Source organism: Bradyrhizobium sp. P5_C12, assembly GCF_054049735.1.
In genome coordinates this window covers 15,893-31,792 of sequence record NZ_JBFULU010000065.1, presented here as the reverse complement: position 1 = coordinate 31,792, position 15,900 = coordinate 15,893, and the positions used below count along the sequence as shown (strand labels likewise).

The window sequence follows — 15,900 nt, the reverse complement described above, 5'->3', positions numbered from 1 at the left end:
ATCCTGCTGGAGCCCGGCCAATCGCTGCAGCCCGTCGACATCATCCGCCATTGCGAAGGGCAGATCGCCTATTTCGCCATTCCCCGCTATGTGCGGATCGTGAGCCAGATGCCGCTGACGGAGAATGGCAAGATCAAGAAGGGCGTGCTGCGTGACGCCGGCGTGACGACGGATACGTGGGACCGCGAAGCGGCCGGCGTCCGGGTGCGACGCTAGCCGCCGGGGCGGCTCACGGCTTTTGCAGCGCGTCCCTGACGGCGCCCTTGAGGTCGTCGAGCTCGCCGGTCAACCCGTCGAGCCTGTCGGCCGGGAAATCCGCCAGCAATTCGGCGAGCCACGTGCCATGGCTCTTCGCCATGCGCCTGAAGGCTTTTCGGCCTTCGACGGTCATGCAGACGATCTGCACGCGCCGATCGAGGCTCGAAGGGGTCCGGGTGATGTAGCCGTCCTCGACCAGGCGGTCCACGATCGGCGTGAGGTTCCCGGCGGAGACCATCAAGCGCTTCGGCAGCTCTCCCAGCACCAATCCGCTCGGCTCGCGGTCGAGCTGGGCCAGAACGTCGAAGCGAGGCATCGTGAAATCGAATTCTTCGCGAAACCGGCGCCGCAACTCGCCCTCGATCAGCGTCGTGCAGGCCAGCAGCCGGAGCCAAAGCCGCGTCTGAGCCCTGTACTCGGCCTCCTGATCGGCCCCATTCTTGGTCGAAACAGGCGCCGACTCCTTCGCGAGTGCCAAATCAAATCTCCTGGGGCCTCTGGGCCTGTTGAAAGCTGACGGCTTTCGTGAATGTCCTGCAAGATAGTTCGTGCCAAAAGTAAATTCAAGGCTTGGCCGGAGCCATATCGAATCGGCCGTGCGGTGCGCCGGATTTGCAGTCTAACATCAGACGAGGACCGCCGAGATCCGGCGCCTCCGCGGCCAGGCGAGAAGCGCCTTGACAATTCGCGCCCGAACGAAATATTTTAGGCTTAAAATAATTTGATGGCCAGCTCGGCTCATGGCGCGGTGCGCGAAAGCGAGGGATCATGCGCATAGTCTGTATCGGCGGCGGCCCGGCCGGGCTCTATCTGGGGCTCCTGATGAAGCGCCGGCACCCGGAGCATGTCGTCTCCGTCGTCGAGCGCAACAAGCCCTACGATACGTTCGGCTGGGGCGTGGTGTTCTCGGACGCCATGATGCAGGCCATGCGGATTGCAGATCCCGAGAGCGCCGCGGAGATCGAGGACGCCTTCAACCACTGGGACGACATCGAGCTCGTCTTCAAGGGGACGCGCCAGCGCACGACCGGTCATGGCTTCATCGGCATCGGGCGCAAGCATCTGCTCAACATCCTGCAACGGCGCTGCGAGGCCCTCGACGTCGAGCTCGTCTTCGAACGTGACGTCGAGTCCGATCTCGAATTTCCCGAGGCCGACCTGATCGTCGCCTGCGACGGCGTCAATTCCCGGATCCGCGCCCGCTACGCCGAGCAATTCCAGCCCGACATGGTGATCCGGCCGAACCGCTACATCTGGCTCGGCACCAAGAAGCCGTTCGATGCCTTCACGTTCGACTTCCAGAAGACCGAGCACGGCTGGTTCCAGGCGCACATCTACAAGTTCGACGCCGAGACCTCGACCTTCATCGTCGAGACCACGGAGGAAGCCTACAACGCCCATGGTCTCGGCGAGCTCGACCAGCAAGAGTCGATCGAGTTCTGCGAGAAGATCTTTGCCGAGACGCTGGATGGAGCAAAACTCCTGACCAACGCCCGCCATCTGCGCGGCTCGGCCTGGCTCAATTTCAGCCGTCTGATCTGCGGCAAATGGAGCGTTTTCAATGGCCGCTCCCATGTCGTGCTGATGGGCGATGCCGCGCACACCGCGCATTTTGCCATCGGCTCCGGCACCAAGCTCGCGCTCGACGACGCGATCGAGCTCGCCAACCAGTTCGACCGCCATGGCCACGGGCGCGACAGCATCGAGACCGTGCTGGAGGCCTACGAGGAGGTGCGCCGCGTCGACGTGGCGCGGATCCAGAATGCCGCACGTAACGCCATGGAGTGGTTCGAGGTGGTGGGCCGGCGCTACGCCGATACGCTCGAGCCGCCGCAGTTCTTCTATTCGATGCTGACGCGCTCACAGCGAATCAGCCACGAAAACCTTCGGCTGCGTGACCGCACGTGGCTCGAGGGTTTTGAGCGCTGGTTTGCCGCGCGCGCGGGCGTCGCCGCAAAGGACGGCGAGCGCGTGCCGCCGCCAATGCTGACGCCGCATCGCGTGCGGGGCCTGACGCTTGCGAACCGCATCATGGTTTCGCCGATGGCGATGTATTCGGCCGAGGGCGGGCTCATCGACGACTTCCATATCGCCCATCTCGGTGCGCGCGCCATGGGCGGCGCCGCGCTGGTCTTTGCCGAGATGACATGCGTCTCGCCTGATGCGCGGATCACGCCGGGTTGTCTCGGGCTCTGGAACGATGCGCAGGGGGCGCAGTGGCGCCGGCTGGTCGATCTTGTTCACAGTGTCGGACATGCCAAGGTGGGAATTCAACTCGGCCATGCCGGCCGCAAGGGCGCGACGAGAGTGCCGTGGGAAGGGATCGATCAACCTCTTGAATCCGGCGAATGGCCGCTGATCTCGGCGTCGGCGTTGCCGTATTTGCCCAACAGCCAGCTGCCGCGGGCGATGGACCGCAGCGACATGGATCGCGTGCGCGACGATTTCGTCGCGGCGACCCGCCGTGCGGCGGCGGCCGGCGTCGAATGGCTCGAGCTCCATTGCGCGCACGGCTACCTGCTGTCGAGCTTCCTGTCGCCGCTGACCAACCGGCGCACGGACGAATACGGCGGCAGCCACGAGAACCGCGCGCGGTTTCCGCTGGAGGTGTTCAAGGCGATGCGTGCCGCATGGCCGTCGGATCGGCCAATGTCGGTGCGCCTGTCCTGCCACGACTGGACCGAAGGCGGCAATACGCCGGCCGATGCCGCGATTTTTGCCGCGATGTTCAAAGAGGCAGGTGCAGACCTGATCGACTGCTCCTCGGGGCAGGTCTGGAAGGAGGAGCGGCCGATCTATGGGCGTCTGTTCCAGACACCCTTCGCCGATCTGATCCGCAACGAAGTCGGCATCGAAACCATCGCGGTCGGCGCGATTTCCGAAGCGGACCATGCCAACTCGATCCTGGCCGCGGGCCGTGCCGATCTCTGCGCGATCGCGCGGCCGCATCTCGCCGATCCTGCCTGGACATTGCACGAGGCGGCGCGCATCGGCATCACCGCGGTCAACTGGCCGAAGCAATATCTGTCCGCCAAGGGGCAGTACGAAGCCAATCTGGCGCGCGCGGCCGCGGCCGCCGCTGCTCAATGAACGGAGGAGGCACCCTATGAGCTCCGTTGCAAAAGTGATCCGGCGTGAGTGGCTGGACTGGCCGTTCTTTGAGGCGCGTCACCGCACAATCGCAGAGGCGCTCGACCGCTTCGTCCAGTCGGGGGCGATCGATAAGATCGACCATGATGACGTCGACGGCGCCTGCCGCAAGCTGGTGCGCGCGATGGGCGAGGCGGGGCTGCTCGATTGTGCCGTTGCGGCGCTCGATGGGGATGCGGCCACGATCGATTCCCGCTCGATCTGCCTGTCGCGCGAATCTCTGGCCTATGCCGACGGCCTCGCCGATTTCGCTTTCGCCATGCAGGGGCTCGGCTCCGGCGCGATCGCGCTCGGCGGCTCCGCGGAATTGCGCAAGGCCGTGCTGCCAAAGGTTCGGTCCGGCGAATGGCTTGCGGCGTTTGCGCTGTCGGAGAAGGACGCGGGCTCCGACGTCGCGGCGATGTCCTGCACCGCTCGCGCCGAGGGCAGCGACTATGTCATCGACGGCGAGAAGACCTGGATCTCCAACGGCGGGATCGCCGACGTCTACACGCTGTTCGCGCGGACCGGGGAGGCGCCGGGCGCTCGCGGCATCTCGGCCTTCGTGGTCTTTCCGGATGATCCCGGCTTCAGCATCGCCGATCGCATCGATGTCATTGCGCCGCATCCGCTGGCGACATTGCGTTTCACGAACTGCCGGATTCCTGCGAACCGGCGTCTTGGCGCGCCGGGCGCTGGGTTCAAGCTCGCGATGCAGACGCTGGACATCTTCCGCGCCTCGGTCGCCGCCGCCGCCCTCGGCTTTGCGCGGCGGGCGCTCGATGAAGCGCTGGCGCATGCGCGCAGCCGGCACATGTTCGGTGCGACGCTCGGCGATCTCCAGCTGACCCAGGCGGCGCTCGGCGATATGGCAACGGATACCGACGCGGCTGCGCTCCTGACCTATCGCGCGGCCTGGCGCCGCGACGTGCAGAAGTTACCCACCACGCGCGAGGCGGCGATGGCAAAGCTGACGGCCACCGAGACCGCGCAGCGTGTCATCGACCGCGCCGTGCAGATGTTCGGCGGCCGCGGCGTACGCAAGGGCGAGATCGTCGAAAGCCTCTACCGCGAAATCCGCGCATTGCGGATCTACGAGGGCGCGACCGAGGTCCAGAAGCTGATTGTTGCGCGCGACATCCTCAAGCCGCGCTGAGATTCGGAAAGTTACTCATGACCATGACGAGACAACCATTTGCCGCGAACCCCGCCACGACCGGCGGTCCGCAGGCGCTCCAGCCCAGCGGCTGGCCACAGCCGAAGGGATACGCGAACGGCATGATGGCCGACGGCCGTCTCGTCGTCACCGGCGGGGTCGTCGGCTGGGACGTTGCAGGTCGATTTGCCGACGGGTTTATCGCGCAGGTCCGGCAGACCCTCGAAAACATCGTGGCGATCCTGGCCGAGGGCGGCGCGGGACCGCAACATCTGGTGCGCCTGACCTGGTATGTCGTCGACATGGACGAATACGTCTCCAATCTCAAGGCGCTCGGCAAGGCCTATCGCGAGGTCATCGGCAGCCACTATCCCAGCATGGCGCTTGTGCAGGTCGTGCGGCTTGTCGAGGCATCGGCGCGCGTCGAGATCGAAGCGACTGCCGTTGTCCCGCGTTGATCTGCGCGGGGCATCAGTTCGAAATCCGATGTCGCTCGTGCCATAGGGATCGCGATGGCGTGGAAAGCGTGGCGCGGGACCGTTCGATCAAAACCGCGCGGCGATCTCGCCGAGCCGTCGATACGCCGTCTCGCGTGCGGCAAGGATCGGGTCCGCCGGGCCGGTGGTAGGCCCGATCGGCACGAAGCGCACGTCGCTGACGCCAATGAAACGCAGCGCCTCGCGCAAATAGGGTGTCGCCATGTCGATGCGGCCGCGATTCATGCCGGTGACGAAGTCGCTGCCGCTGGCGAGGATGACGATGGTCGGTCGGTCGTTCAGCAGCGGAAGATAGCCCCGCGCCGGGTCGAATCTGAACGTCAACCCGGGTTGGATGACAATGTCGAACCACTGCTTCAGCTTGTAGGGGATGCCGAAATTCCACATTGGCGTCGATATCAGCACCCGATCGGCCAGTGAGAACCGCAGCGCCATCCGTTCGGCCTCGGCAAAGCCCGCCCGTTGCGCGTCGTTGAAGGCCTGTGCCTTCATCCGCGCATATTTGGCCTCGACGATCGGACCTGCGAACTCCGGCATCCGCTCTCGCCAGAGATCCATCACATCGATGTCCCAATCCGGCCGTGCCTGACGAAAGCCGTCAAGGAAGACGCGCGCGCCGGCGCTCGACTCGGAGTCGACGCGGGGCGAGCAGGACAGGTGCAGGAGCTTGGCCACAGTTCATCCCAGCGCTCTGATGACCGCATCCGCCCGTGTGACGACCGCGACGTTCTGCATGGCAAAATTGATCGAGGCGTTGTGCCAGTCGGAATTCATGGTCGAGCAGCAATCCTCGGGCACGATCATGAAATAGCCCTTGTCGGCTCCGGTGCGCGCGGTGTGCTCGATCGACATGTTGGTCCAGGCACCGGTGTTGATGAGCATGTCGCGGCCGGTGGCTTTCAGGATCGTCTCGAGCCGCGTGCCCTCCCAGGCGCTCATCCGCATCTTCTCGACCACGAAATCGCCGGGCCTTGGCTCGAGACCTGACACGGGCGCCGCGCCCCAGCTTCCGCGCACCATCGCCTTGCTGTCGACCAGGCCTTCGAACAGCGGCGCGTTCAGCGTCACTCCGGGTGCGCCGGGCTCGACGATGAACCAGACGTGGATGATGGCGACGCCGCGCGCGCGCGCGGTCTCGGCGAGGCGGCGGACGTTCTCGACGACGTGCTGCTGGCGCGCATGCCCCGGCGCTCCGGAGTCGGCAAACGCGCCGCCGTCCATGATGACGTCGTTCTGGAGGTCCTGGATGATCATGGCGCAGCGTTGCGGATCGAGCCGCATCTCGCCATCGGCAAGGATGGCGCTGGCGGGCGCGGGGCCGACAGCCGCGCTGCCGCCCGCATGCTTGCCGCTCATATAGGGTTCATGGCGCGGGCCGGCCTTGGTCGGGATGGCATAAACGGAGTGCGTCGAAGTCAGATACAGCGTGCGGAAATCCGGGCCGCCCCAGGCGAGGTTGGCGACGAGCTCGGGGAGGCGGACCTTGCCGAGCAGTTCGCCGCGCGGCGAATAGACCCAGACGCCGCCAGGCGCGGTGACCCAGACATTGCCGTGCTGGTCGCACTTCATGCCGTCGGGCAAGCCGGGCTCGAGCTCGGAGCGGATGCCGCTTGCGAACACGCGCGCGTTCGACAACGACCCGTCGCTGTCGACGTCGAATACGCGGATCAGCGCCTGCACGGTGTCGTTGACATAGAGCAGCTTCTCGTCAGGCGCGAAGCAGAGGCCGTTCGGTTGGTCGAACAGGGTGCGCTCCACCACGAGCTTCGGTTCGCTGCCGGGCACGACGCGATAGACGCCCTGAAAGCCGAGTTGCCGCGGTCGCTCGACGCCATAGACCGGCATGCGGCCGTACCACGGGTCCGAAAAATAGATCGCGCCGGAGGAGTGCACGCAGACGTCGTTCGGGCTGTTGAGCTCCTGGCCCTGGAAGTGCGAGGCCAGCACCTCGCGCCGCCCGTCCGGCCGTTCGCGGACCAGCGAGGAGGTCGCGTGCTCGCAGACGATCAGGTTCAGCTCGGCGTCATAGGTCATGCCGTTGCATTTGTTCGACGGGCGCCTGACCTCGGCGACGCCGCGCCGTGGGTCCCAGCGCCGCCGCACGTCGCCCGGCATGTCCGAGAACAGCAGATAGTGATCGACCGGATGCCAGACCGGTCCCTCCGTGAAGTCGAAGCCGGTGCCGATCTGTGCGACCGGCGCGTAGGGGTCGATCAGTGTCTCGAACTCGCTTCGCAAGGTGACATGCGTCATCGGTCGATCCTCGGGTGGCGTCAAGCCGGGAACCAGTTGCGCTCGGGCAGCGACTGCACGATCGGGCCGGGGACCTGGTCGTGCAGCCGTCCCACGACATTGCCGCCCTCGATCTTGGCGGGGCGGTCGTGCACCGGCAGCAGATAGCGCGAACTGCTGAGGAGCTTCTTGATCGCGGCCTTCTCCGCGCGCTTGGTGGTGCCGTGATTGCCGGTAGTGCGTGGCTCCCAGTCGTGAATCTCGTGGAAGGGTGTGACGATCTGATCGTTGAAGTCGTAGATCACGTCGCCGCAGATGGTCGCGATGCCGTCCGCGGTCTCGACGATGATGTTCATCGAGCCCTCGGTGTGGGCGTTGGCGGCGTCGCAATAGACGCCGGGCATCAGCTCGATCGGGCCGGTGATCTCGAGATCGAGGAAACGCAACGCGCTCTTGGTGTGTAGCCGATCGATGAGATGCTTGATGTCGGGTGCCGGATATTGCGGGTGCATCAGGCCGGAGACGGAATATTCCAGCTCCTTGCGGTTGAGGACGACGGTCGTGTTCATCGGAAACAGATCGTCCTTGCCGGCATGGTCGATGTGGAGATGGGTATGGCAGACGAAGCGCACGTCGCCCATGCGCACGCCATGGCGGGCGAGCTGGTTCTCGATCATGTGCTCGTGGTATTGCAGGCCGCGCATCCCCAGCGTTTCCATGATCTGGTTGGAGCGGTAACCCGTATCCACCACGACCGGATATTTGCCGCCAAGGATCAAAAAGCCGAGTGTGAGGACGCGGCGGGTGCGGCCGCAGTCGCGACCGAGAACCAGAAAGCTCGATTCCAGCTCGATATCGCCATAGTCCAGGATCTTGATCTCCAGCGCCATTCGTTTCCCTCCCTGTTCTGTTCTTGTCTGTCAAAGCCGATAGACGCGCGTCGCCGTCGTCCTGAAGATTGCGTCCTGCTGCTCGGTCGTCAGCGGCGCGGCGGCTGCACGAAACGCGTCGACCAGCGCGCGATAGCTGGTCCACAATTTCTCGATCGGAAAATTGGAGCCGAACAGGCTGCGATCAGCGCCGAAGATCGCGACGGTGTCGATGAGCACGGCGGCGATATGCGCGGGATCGTTGCGATGGATGAAGGTGCCGAGCCCGGAGAGCTTCGAGACCACGTTCGGACATGCCGCGAGCCGCGCCATCCCGGCGCGCCAGGCGGCGCGGCCAGCCGGCGAAAGGTCCTCCAGCATGCCGGCATGCTGGAGGATGAAGGTCACCTTGGGACAGGCCTCCGCCAGCTGTGCCGCGTCCGGCATCTGCGGCGTGAACACCTGAAGATCAAAGCTCCAGCCGTAGTCGGCGAGGTGCGAAATATTGCGGCGGATCACGGGATCGACGCAGAGATCGGGCTTTGCCGCGAAGCGATAGAGCGGGTTCTCGTGCCAGTGCAGTTGCATGCGGACGCCGCGCACCAGGGAATAGCGCTTCAGCCGGTCGAGTTGCGGACGCACGTCGTCCACGGCGAAATTGGCGTAGGCGACGATGGCATGAGGCCAGCCGTGCGCGTCGGCCGTCTGCTGCACCCAGGCCGCCTCGTCCTCGAAGCGGTCATTGGCCCAGTTGGTCTGGACGTAGACCGAGCGGGTGACGCCGGTGTGCTTGAGGTCGTCGAGATATTCCTGGATCGGATAATCACGCCGGATCGGCTCGTAAGGGCCGAAGATGCGCGGCTGCATGGGGCCGGTCAGCCAGGGCAGGTCGGCCTGCCGCCAGATGTGGTGATGCCCGTCGACAATATCGGTCACGCAACTCTCCTTCGTCCCAGCGCCAGCACATGCGCGACGATCGACGCGCTCGATCCGCCGTCGACGAGGTCGTCGACATAGCGTTCGATCGCAACAAGCGCTTCCGTCTGCGGGCGAAAGCCCTGGCTCGTGGCGAGCGGCGTCAGCCAGCTCAGGCGCCAGGCGCGCCGCGACAGCTTGGCGACGGCGTCACGCAATGCGTCGGGCTCGCCGCGTTCCAGGCCATCCGAGACGACGACCACAGCCGCCCCGCGCGCATAACCGCCGAACCGGGGCACTGCGAGGAAGGCTTGCAAGGCGTCGCCGATCCGGGTGCCGCCGTCCCAGTCGCTGACGAGATGCGCGGCGGCGTTCAGGGCCTGCTCGCGGCGCTTCAGCCGCAGCGCGCGGGTGACGCGGGTCAGCCGCGTTCCGAAGGTGAAGACCTCGACATTGGGCGCAGCCTGCACCAGCGCATGCGCGAGCCTGATGTTCTCCTCGGTGCGGCTCTTCATGGAGCCGGAGACGTCGATCAGGAGCAGGAACTTGCGCGGGCGCTGGCGCCGCTTCAGGTGCCCGAGCCGCAAGATCTCGCCGTCGCTGCGGACGGAGTCGCGCAAGGTGCGGCGCAAATCCGCAAACGGCCCGCGGCGGGCGCGCATGCGCCGGTGGCCGCGACGCCGCGGCAGGCGCCTCGGGGCCTCGCGCGCGAGGCGGCGGAGCGCATCGGTCGTTGAGAGCTGGGCGAAGCGGCGGTCGACCAGCGCCTCGATGCGGGTCGCGGTCAGGCCGGATTCATTGGCGTCGTCGGATAATAGCGGTTCCTCGTCGCCGCGGCCTTCCTCCTGGAGGCGAACCGACTCGTCGTCCTCGCCGTCGGCGGCATGCTCAATGGATTCGCTGCCGCGGAAGTGCAGATCGAACAGGCGGTCGAAGGTCGCACGTCGCTCGGGGGGCGGGGCGAGGGTGGCGAGCGCCGCCTGCCTGATGTCGCCGAGGTCACGCGGGCCGAGCAGCTCGATCGCGGTGAGGAACGCGGTGGTCTGTTCCGGCGCTACGGCGAAGCCGTTCGCGCGGAGCAGCGAAACGAAGGAGACGAAGATGCGGGCGGCGCGCGGGAGCGGGTTCTCGATGCTCATGCGGTCGCCTCCGCCAGCAGCGCGTCGAGCCGGGGCGACATGAAGTGCAAATCTTCCTCGTCCTTCAGCGCCACGCCGATCGAGCGTTTGAAGGCGTCGGGCCAACGCGCGCCGCCCTTGTGCAGCAGCGTCGCCGCCTCGGCCCAGTCGACAGCCTCCGCGATCCCCGGCGCCTTGCTCAGCGGCTCGCGTCGCAGCTTTTCCACCGCGGCGACCACGGCGCGCGCGGTGGCCTCGGCGACGCTGGAGGCCCGCATCATCACGATGCGCGCCTCGCGCTCGGCGGTGGGATAGTCGATCCAGTGATAGACGCAGCGGCGGCGCAATGCCTCATGCAGGTCGCGCGTCCGGTTCGACGTCAGCACGACGACAGGGCGTTCCGCGGCGCGCACCGTGCCGCGCTCGGGGATGGATATCTGGAAGTCGGAGAGGAACTCGAGCAAGAATGCCTCGAACTCCTGGTCGGCGCGATCGATTTCGTCGATCAGCAGCACGGTGGAATCGGGCGCGCGCAGCGCCGCCAGCATCGGCCGCTCGATCAGGAAGCTCTCGCCGTAGATGTCGATGCTCTCGTCGCCGGCCTGGCGGATCGCCAGCATCTGGCGCGGATAGTTCCATTCGTAGAGCGCGGCGGAGGCGTCGATGCCCTCATAGCATTGCAGCCGAATCAGCCGGCGGCCGAGCACGGCGGCGATTGCCTTTGCGGCTTCCGTCTTGCCGACGCCTGGCGCGCCTTCGAGCAGCAGCGGCTTGCCGAGCGCAAGGCCGAGATAGGCGGCGGTCGCAAGACCTTCGTCGGCGAGGTAGTAGGCCGCGCGCAGCGCCTTCTCCAGCGCCTCCGGGCTGTCGATGCCGACGATGTTGCTGCGGACGGCCATGGACCAAACCTCAGCGCCGCGCCTGGGGCCGCGCGCCGCCCTGGGACTTGATCGCGCGCAGCACCTTCTCCGGCGTGATCGGCAGATCGTCGATGCGCACGCCGACGGCGTTGAAGATGGCGTTGGCAACGGCCGGCAGCACAGGATTGGCGCACATCTCGCCGGGGCCCTTGGCGCCGAACGGCCCATCGGGAGCAGGGCGCTCCAGCACGGCGATGTCGTGCGGACAGATGTCGCCGGGGCCGGGCATCAGATATTCGACGAAATCGCGGGGTCCGTGAACGGGGTCGGGATAGTACGGCTCCGGCGTCTCGTACAGCGCGTGGCTGACGCCCATCCAGGCGCCGCCGACCAGTTGCTGCTCGACCAGCCGGGGATTGAGCGCGCGGCCGAGCTCATAGGCGGAGTCCATTCGCACCATCGCGACCTCGCCGGTCTCGTCGTCGACCTCGACCTCGGCGACGAGGCAAGCATGCGCGTAGCAGGTCGCCGGCGACATCTCGCCGGTCTCGGGGTCGACGTCGGACAGCGGTACAAGGAAAATGCCGCGGCCGGAGATCGTCTTGCCCTGCTTGAACTGGGCGGCGATGGCGACGTCCTTGGTCGAGATCGAGCGGTGCGGCGCGCCCTTGACGTGGATGTTGCCGCGTCCGTCGGTCTCCAGGTCCGCGGCGTTGACCTCAAGTTCCTCGGCCGCGGCTTCCATCATCACGCCGCGCGCCTCGCGCGCTGCCGCCATCACGGCATTGCCGACGCGATGGGTGCCGCGCGAGGCAAACGAGCCCATGCAATGTGGACCGGTGTCGGAGTCCGCCGTGTCGACATAGACGTCCTCCACCGGCACGCCGAGCGTCTCCGCGCAGATCTGCCGCGTCACCGATTTCATGCCCTGGCCGAGGTCGATCGACGACAGCGCCACGGTGAACTTGCCGCTGGGATTGGAGTGCACCAGCGCCTGGCTGGGGTCCCCGCCGAGGTTCATGCCGATGGGATAGTTGATCGACGCGATGCCGCGTCCGCGATGCCTTGTCATCTAGCGCCTCCTGGTGCCGAAGACGGAGGAGAAACGGGTTGCGCCATGCGAAGGCGAAGCCGGCCGCGGCGAGGGCGGCGGCGGAGCGGGTGGAGGCGGCTCGCGCGGCGGTTCACGGGTGACGGTGGGGGGAAGCCGGTCGTAGCTGGTACGCTGCTGCGCTGGAGCCGCAGGCCGGGCCCGCGAATCCGTCGGCGTCGGTGGGATCACGGCGCGGCTGCCGCCGCCGTCCTTGCGCGAGGATGCCCGCTTGAACTCGTCGCGGATCGGCCATTTGGCTTTCTCGGCCGCGACCTGGACGCATTCGATCAGCGCGGTGTTCTTGGCTTCGCGTCGGTGCGCCTTCATGTCGCCATCGCGATAGGCGTTGAGGATGCGGAATTCCATCGGATCCATGCCGACGAGGTTTGCGAGCTTGTCCATCTGGCACTCGATCGCATAGTCCATCGCGGTGACGCCGAAGCCGCGCATTGCGGTCGCCGGCGTGCGGTTGGTGAAGACACAATAGACGTCGCCATAGACGTTCGGGATGGTGTAGGGCCCAGGCAGGTGCGCGGCGCATTTCACGGCGGCGTAGCTCGAAAGCCGCGTGTAGGCACCGCTATCGAAATAGGCGCGGATTTTTCGCGCGATGACACGGCCATCCCGCATCACTCCGTCCTTGATGTAGATGCGCTCGGCGCCACGTGGCGGTCCGTATTGCATCTCCTCCTCGCGTCCGAATACGTAGCGCACCGGCCGCCCGGTCAACATCGCGCCGAGGATGGCGAGCGGTTCGGTCAGCGTGTCCACCTTGCCGCCGAACCCGCCGCCGACCGTGCCGCCGATGAAGTGGAAGGTATTTGAGGGGATGTCCAGGATCTTGGCGCAGGTGTCGACCGAGAAGAACAACGCCTGCGTCGAGGTGTAGACCACATAGCGACCGTTGGTGTCGGGTGCGGCGATCGCACCGTTGGTCTCGGTCGGCGCGTGCTCGATCGGAGACATCTGGTAGCGCTGCTCCAGCACGTGATCGGCGGTCGCCAGCGCCGCGTCGGCATCGCCGAAGCGCAGCTTCTGGTGATCATAAGTCTCGTGATAGGTAAATGTGTTCTTGGGATAGGTTTCGTTGACGACGGGCGCGCCGGGCTTCAGCGCGTCCTCGACGTCGAACACGGCCGGCAGCGGCTCATAGTCGACCTTGACCTTTGCCACGGCCTCGAACGCTTCCCGCTCGCTGTCGGCGACGATGGCGACGATCGGCTCGCCCTTGTAGCGGACCTTGTCGACCGCCAGCGACGGCTCGTCATCCTTGCCGAAATTGATCAGGCTCAGAAGCGTATTGAGGTTGCGCGGCACATCAGTGCCGCGGATGATCCGGCGCACTCCGGCCGAGCGCTCGGCGTCGGTGGTGTCGATGCGGCGAATTCTGGCATGCGCCTGCGTCGAGCGAACGACCTTCAGATGCAGCATGCCCTGTAGCTTATGGTCGTTGAAATAGCTCGACGTGCCCGTGACATGGCCGAGCATGTCCTGGCGTTGCGTGCCCTTGCCAATTTCGTTCAAATTATCGTCGCGCTCGTCGGCAAAAATGTCCTTGCGCAGTTCCAGCATGGTCAGGTCCTTCAGGCGCTGGCCCGGCCGCCCGCGGCGGCAAGGATGGCATTGATGATCGGCTCGTAACCGGTGCAGCGGCAGATGTTGCCGGAGATCGCCTCGACGACCTCGTCACGGCTCGGGGAGGGATTGCGGTCGAGCAGCGCCTTCGCAGCCATCAGCATGCCCGGCGTGCAATAGCCGCACTGGGCGGCGAAATTGTCGGCGAAGGCGCGCTGGAGCGGATGCAGGTTCGGACCCTGCTTCATGCCGTCGAGCGTCTCGACGGAACGGCCGGCGATCGTCTCGGCGAGCGTCAGGCAGGAGAGATGGAGCTCGCCGTCGATCAGCACGCTGCATGTGCCGCAGCCGCCCTGGCCGCAGCCGAATTTGGGCGTCATGTCGCCGATCAGCTCGCGCAGCGCCACCAGCAGGTTGGTGCCGCCATCGACGAAGATCGCGACGTCGCGGCCGTTGTGACGAAACTGCAGTGGTATCTTCGACATGACGATCTATTCCTGGCCGGACAAAAGGCGACGCAGATGCACGCCGACGATCTCGCGGCGGTACCAGGCGCTCCCAAGCGCGTTGTCCGCTGGGGATGTTCCTTCGCCGGCGGCGGAAGCCGCGGCCGCGATCGTGGCGACATCCAGCGAACGTCCTTCCAGCGCGCGTTCGGCGGCGCGGGCGCGGATCTGCGTCGGCGCCATCGAGCCCAGTGCGATGCGCGCGCCGACGATGCGGCCGCCCGAAACCGGCAGATGCGCGGCGATCGTAATGACGGAGCCGCCCTTCGGCTTGATGCGCGCGATCTTGCGGTAGCGGAACGCCTCGCTGCTCGCCGGTCGGGTACACGACACCGACAGCACCAGTGTGCCGGCTTGCCGCTCGCGCGACTGCAGGAACTCCTCGATCGGAATGTCGCGCGCGCCAAAGCCGCCCTGCACGGCGACCGAGGCATCGAGCGCGAGCAGCGCGACCGTGAAGTCGCCGTACGGGATCGGCGCGAACAGATTGCCGCCGACCGTGCCCATGTTGCGTACGGCGGGGCCGCCGATCGAGCGGGCAGGGGCGTGCAGGAAGGCGAGATCGCGCTCGGCGAGGATCCGCGCGAAGGTGACACCGGCCCCGAGCGTCACGCGCGGGCCGGATGCGTCGATCCGGGTCAGCGCCTGGTCGCTGGCGCGGACGACCGTTGAGACCGAGACGTCGCCCTCGTTCAGCGCGCGCATCACCAGCGTGCCGCCGCCGAGATAGCGCGCGCTCCGGTCCGAGGACAGCGCTCCGGCCGCCTCGCTGGCGCTTGCAAAGGTCTTTACCGTCACGGCCATGCTATGCGGCCTCCTTCAGGTGCTGGCGGATCGCCTCGAATCCGGCCTGGTAGATGTCTTCGGCGACCATATGGGTAATGCGGGCCCGGTCCTCGGGTTTCGTGGTGAAACGCGATTCCCAGTGCCAGAAGGTGCGGTCGCCGTCGGTGACCGGCAGCAGGCGGACATGGGCGACGTAGTTGAACATCGGGATCGGTGTATCGAGCAGGCAATAGCTGAAGGTCTGTTCGAGATCGGACAGCGCCAGCAACTGCTCGCGCAGCTCCGAGCCGTCCTTGAGCTTGAAGCGCCTGACGCAGCCGATCTTGTCGGAAGGCTGCGCCCGTTCGATCGAGGAGGTCGCGACCGCCGGGTGCCAGCGGTCATGCCCGTTGAAATCGCGCAGCACCGACCACGCCGCGTCGGTCGGCGCGTCCAGGATGGTGCTCTTGACGATATGCGGCACGGATCAGCCTCCGAACACGCGCTTGAGGGCGTCGAAGCCGCCCTGGAACACGCCGCCGCCGATGTTGCTGACGAGCTCCGTCTCCCGTTCGGGCGCGCAATCGAATTCAGCGGTCCATTCCATGAAGGTCTGGTCGCCGTCGGTGACCGGTGTGAGCCGCAGGGTCGCGACGTAATTCTCGACGCCCATCGGGGATTCCAGGATCGAATAGGTGCAGAACATGTCGTAGTCGGAAAGGCCCAGGAGCTTCTCGCGGATGCGGTCGCCGTTGCGCAGGCGGAAATCCCTGACGCAACCGATCTTGTCTGAAGGCTCGCCCCCCTCGATGCGGCTCTCGGCGATCGCCGGGTGCCAGTTCGGCAGGCCGTTGAAGTCGCGGACCCGCGCCCAGACGCGGTCGTTGCGCGCGTTGACGACGGTGGAGACGTAGACGCGGGGCATGG

17 protein-coding genes are annotated in these 15,900 nt (G+C 66.2%); 4 read left to right on the top strand and 13 right to left on the bottom strand.

Going from position 1 to position 15,900, the window contains the following annotated elements; translation table 11 throughout:
* The coding region (locus ACXJMY_RS34440) for an AMP-binding enzyme (RefSeq protein ID WP_456623807.1) at nucleotides 1–216 on the top strand (216 nt) is incomplete at its 5' end.
* 13 nt (nucleotides 217–229) lie between these two features.
* Here the strand turns inward: ACXJMY_RS34440 and ACXJMY_RS34435 are convergent.
* Entirely contained in the window at nucleotides 230–736 is a 507-nt protein-coding gene (locus tag ACXJMY_RS34435) for a MarR family winged helix-turn-helix transcriptional regulator (protein ID WP_456623806.1), read from the bottom strand.
* A gap of 290 nt (nucleotides 737–1,026) precedes the next feature.
* Between ACXJMY_RS34435 and ACXJMY_RS34430 the strand changes: the two genes are divergently transcribed.
* The 3 genes from ACXJMY_RS34430 to ACXJMY_RS34420 are packed head-to-tail and all read left to right on the top strand — an operon-like array spanning nucleotide 1,027 to nucleotide 5,001.
* On the top strand, nucleotides 1,027–3,348 hold the full coding sequence (locus ACXJMY_RS34430) for a bifunctional salicylyl-CoA 5-hydroxylase/oxidoreductase (protein ID WP_456623805.1): 2,322 nt from the start codon (nucleotides 1,027–1,029) through the stop codon (nucleotides 3,346–3,348).
* A gap of 16 nt (nucleotides 3,349–3,364) precedes the next feature.
* Nucleotides 3,365–4,543, top strand: coding sequence for an acyl-CoA dehydrogenase family protein (locus tag ACXJMY_RS34425; RefSeq protein ID WP_456623804.1), 1,179 nt, complete (start codon nucleotides 3,365–3,367; stop codon nucleotides 4,541–4,543).
* A gap of 17 nt (nucleotides 4,544–4,560) precedes the next feature.
* A complete protein-coding gene (locus tag ACXJMY_RS34420; protein ID WP_456623803.1) occupies nucleotides 4,561–5,001 on the top strand; it encodes a RidA family protein in 441 nt (146 codons plus the stop codon).
* Between the two features lie 87 nt (nucleotides 5,002–5,088).
* Here the strand turns inward: ACXJMY_RS34420 and ACXJMY_RS34415 are convergent, their stop codons facing one another.
* Genes ACXJMY_RS34415 through ACXJMY_RS34360 form a run of 12 tightly spaced genes read right to left on the bottom strand, consistent with a single transcriptional unit; the run spans nucleotide 5,089 to nucleotide 15,898 of the window.
* On the bottom strand, nucleotides 5,089–5,715 hold the full coding sequence (locus ACXJMY_RS34415; protein ID WP_456623802.1) for an FMN-dependent NADH-azoreductase: 627 nt from the start codon (nucleotides 5,713–5,715) through the stop codon (nucleotides 5,089–5,091).
* 3 nt (nucleotides 5,716–5,718) lie between these two features.
* Nucleotides 5,719–7,293, bottom strand: coding sequence for an isochorismatase family protein (locus tag ACXJMY_RS34410; protein ID WP_456623801.1), 1,575 nt, complete (start codon nucleotides 7,291–7,293; stop codon nucleotides 5,719–5,721).
* 20 nt (nucleotides 7,294–7,313) lie between these two features.
* Entirely contained in the window at nucleotides 7,314–8,162 is an 849-nt protein-coding gene (locus ACXJMY_RS34405; protein WP_456623800.1) for an MBL fold metallo-hydrolase, read from the bottom strand.
* Nucleotides 8,163–8,192: 30 nt separating this feature from the next.
* Entirely contained in the window at nucleotides 8,193–9,077 is an 885-nt protein-coding gene (locus ACXJMY_RS34400) for an amidohydrolase family protein (protein ID WP_456623799.1), read from the bottom strand.
* A complete protein-coding gene (locus ACXJMY_RS34395; protein WP_456623798.1) occupies nucleotides 9,074–10,195 on the bottom strand; it encodes a vWA domain-containing protein in 1,122 nt (373 codons plus the stop codon). The genes ACXJMY_RS34400 and ACXJMY_RS34395 overlap by 4 nt, the downstream gene beginning before the upstream one ends.
* Nucleotides 10,192–11,073: an AAA family ATPase gene (locus ACXJMY_RS34390; RefSeq protein WP_456623797.1), complete on the bottom strand. Its 882-nt coding sequence runs from the start codon at nucleotides 11,071–11,073 to the stop codon at nucleotides 10,192–10,194. Before ACXJMY_RS34390 ends, ACXJMY_RS34395 begins: the two co-directional genes overlap by 4 nt.
* Before the next feature lie 10 nt (nucleotides 11,074–11,083).
* On the bottom strand, nucleotides 11,084–12,106 hold the full coding sequence (locus tag ACXJMY_RS34385; RefSeq protein ID WP_456623796.1) for a xanthine dehydrogenase family protein molybdopterin-binding subunit: 1,023 nt from the start codon (nucleotides 12,104–12,106) through the stop codon (nucleotides 11,084–11,086).
* Nucleotides 12,107–13,699, bottom strand: a complete 1,593-nt coding sequence (locus tag ACXJMY_RS34380) for a xanthine dehydrogenase family protein molybdopterin-binding subunit (RefSeq protein WP_456623795.1) — start codon at nucleotides 13,697–13,699, stop codon at nucleotides 12,107–12,109.
* A gap of 11 nt (nucleotides 13,700–13,710) precedes the next feature.
* Complete coding sequence (locus tag ACXJMY_RS34375; RefSeq protein ID WP_456623794.1) at nucleotides 13,711–14,187, bottom strand: (2Fe-2S)-binding protein; 477 nt, start codon at nucleotides 14,185–14,187, stop codon at nucleotides 13,711–13,713.
* Between the two features lie 6 nt (nucleotides 14,188–14,193).
* Complete coding sequence (locus tag ACXJMY_RS34370) at nucleotides 14,194–15,012, bottom strand: FAD binding domain-containing protein (RefSeq protein WP_456623793.1); 819 nt, start codon at nucleotides 15,010–15,012, stop codon at nucleotides 14,194–14,196.
* Nucleotide 15,013: 1 nt separating this feature from the next.
* Nucleotides 15,014–15,457: an SRPBCC family protein gene (locus ACXJMY_RS34365; protein WP_456623792.1), complete on the bottom strand. Its 444-nt coding sequence runs from the start codon at nucleotides 15,455–15,457 to the stop codon at nucleotides 15,014–15,016.
* A 3-nt stretch (nucleotides 15,458–15,460) separates the two neighbouring features.
* Entirely contained in the window at nucleotides 15,461–15,898 is a 438-nt protein-coding gene (locus ACXJMY_RS34360) for an SRPBCC family protein (RefSeq protein ID WP_247390209.1), read from the bottom strand.
* Nucleotides 15,899–15,900 lie beyond the last annotated feature (2 nt).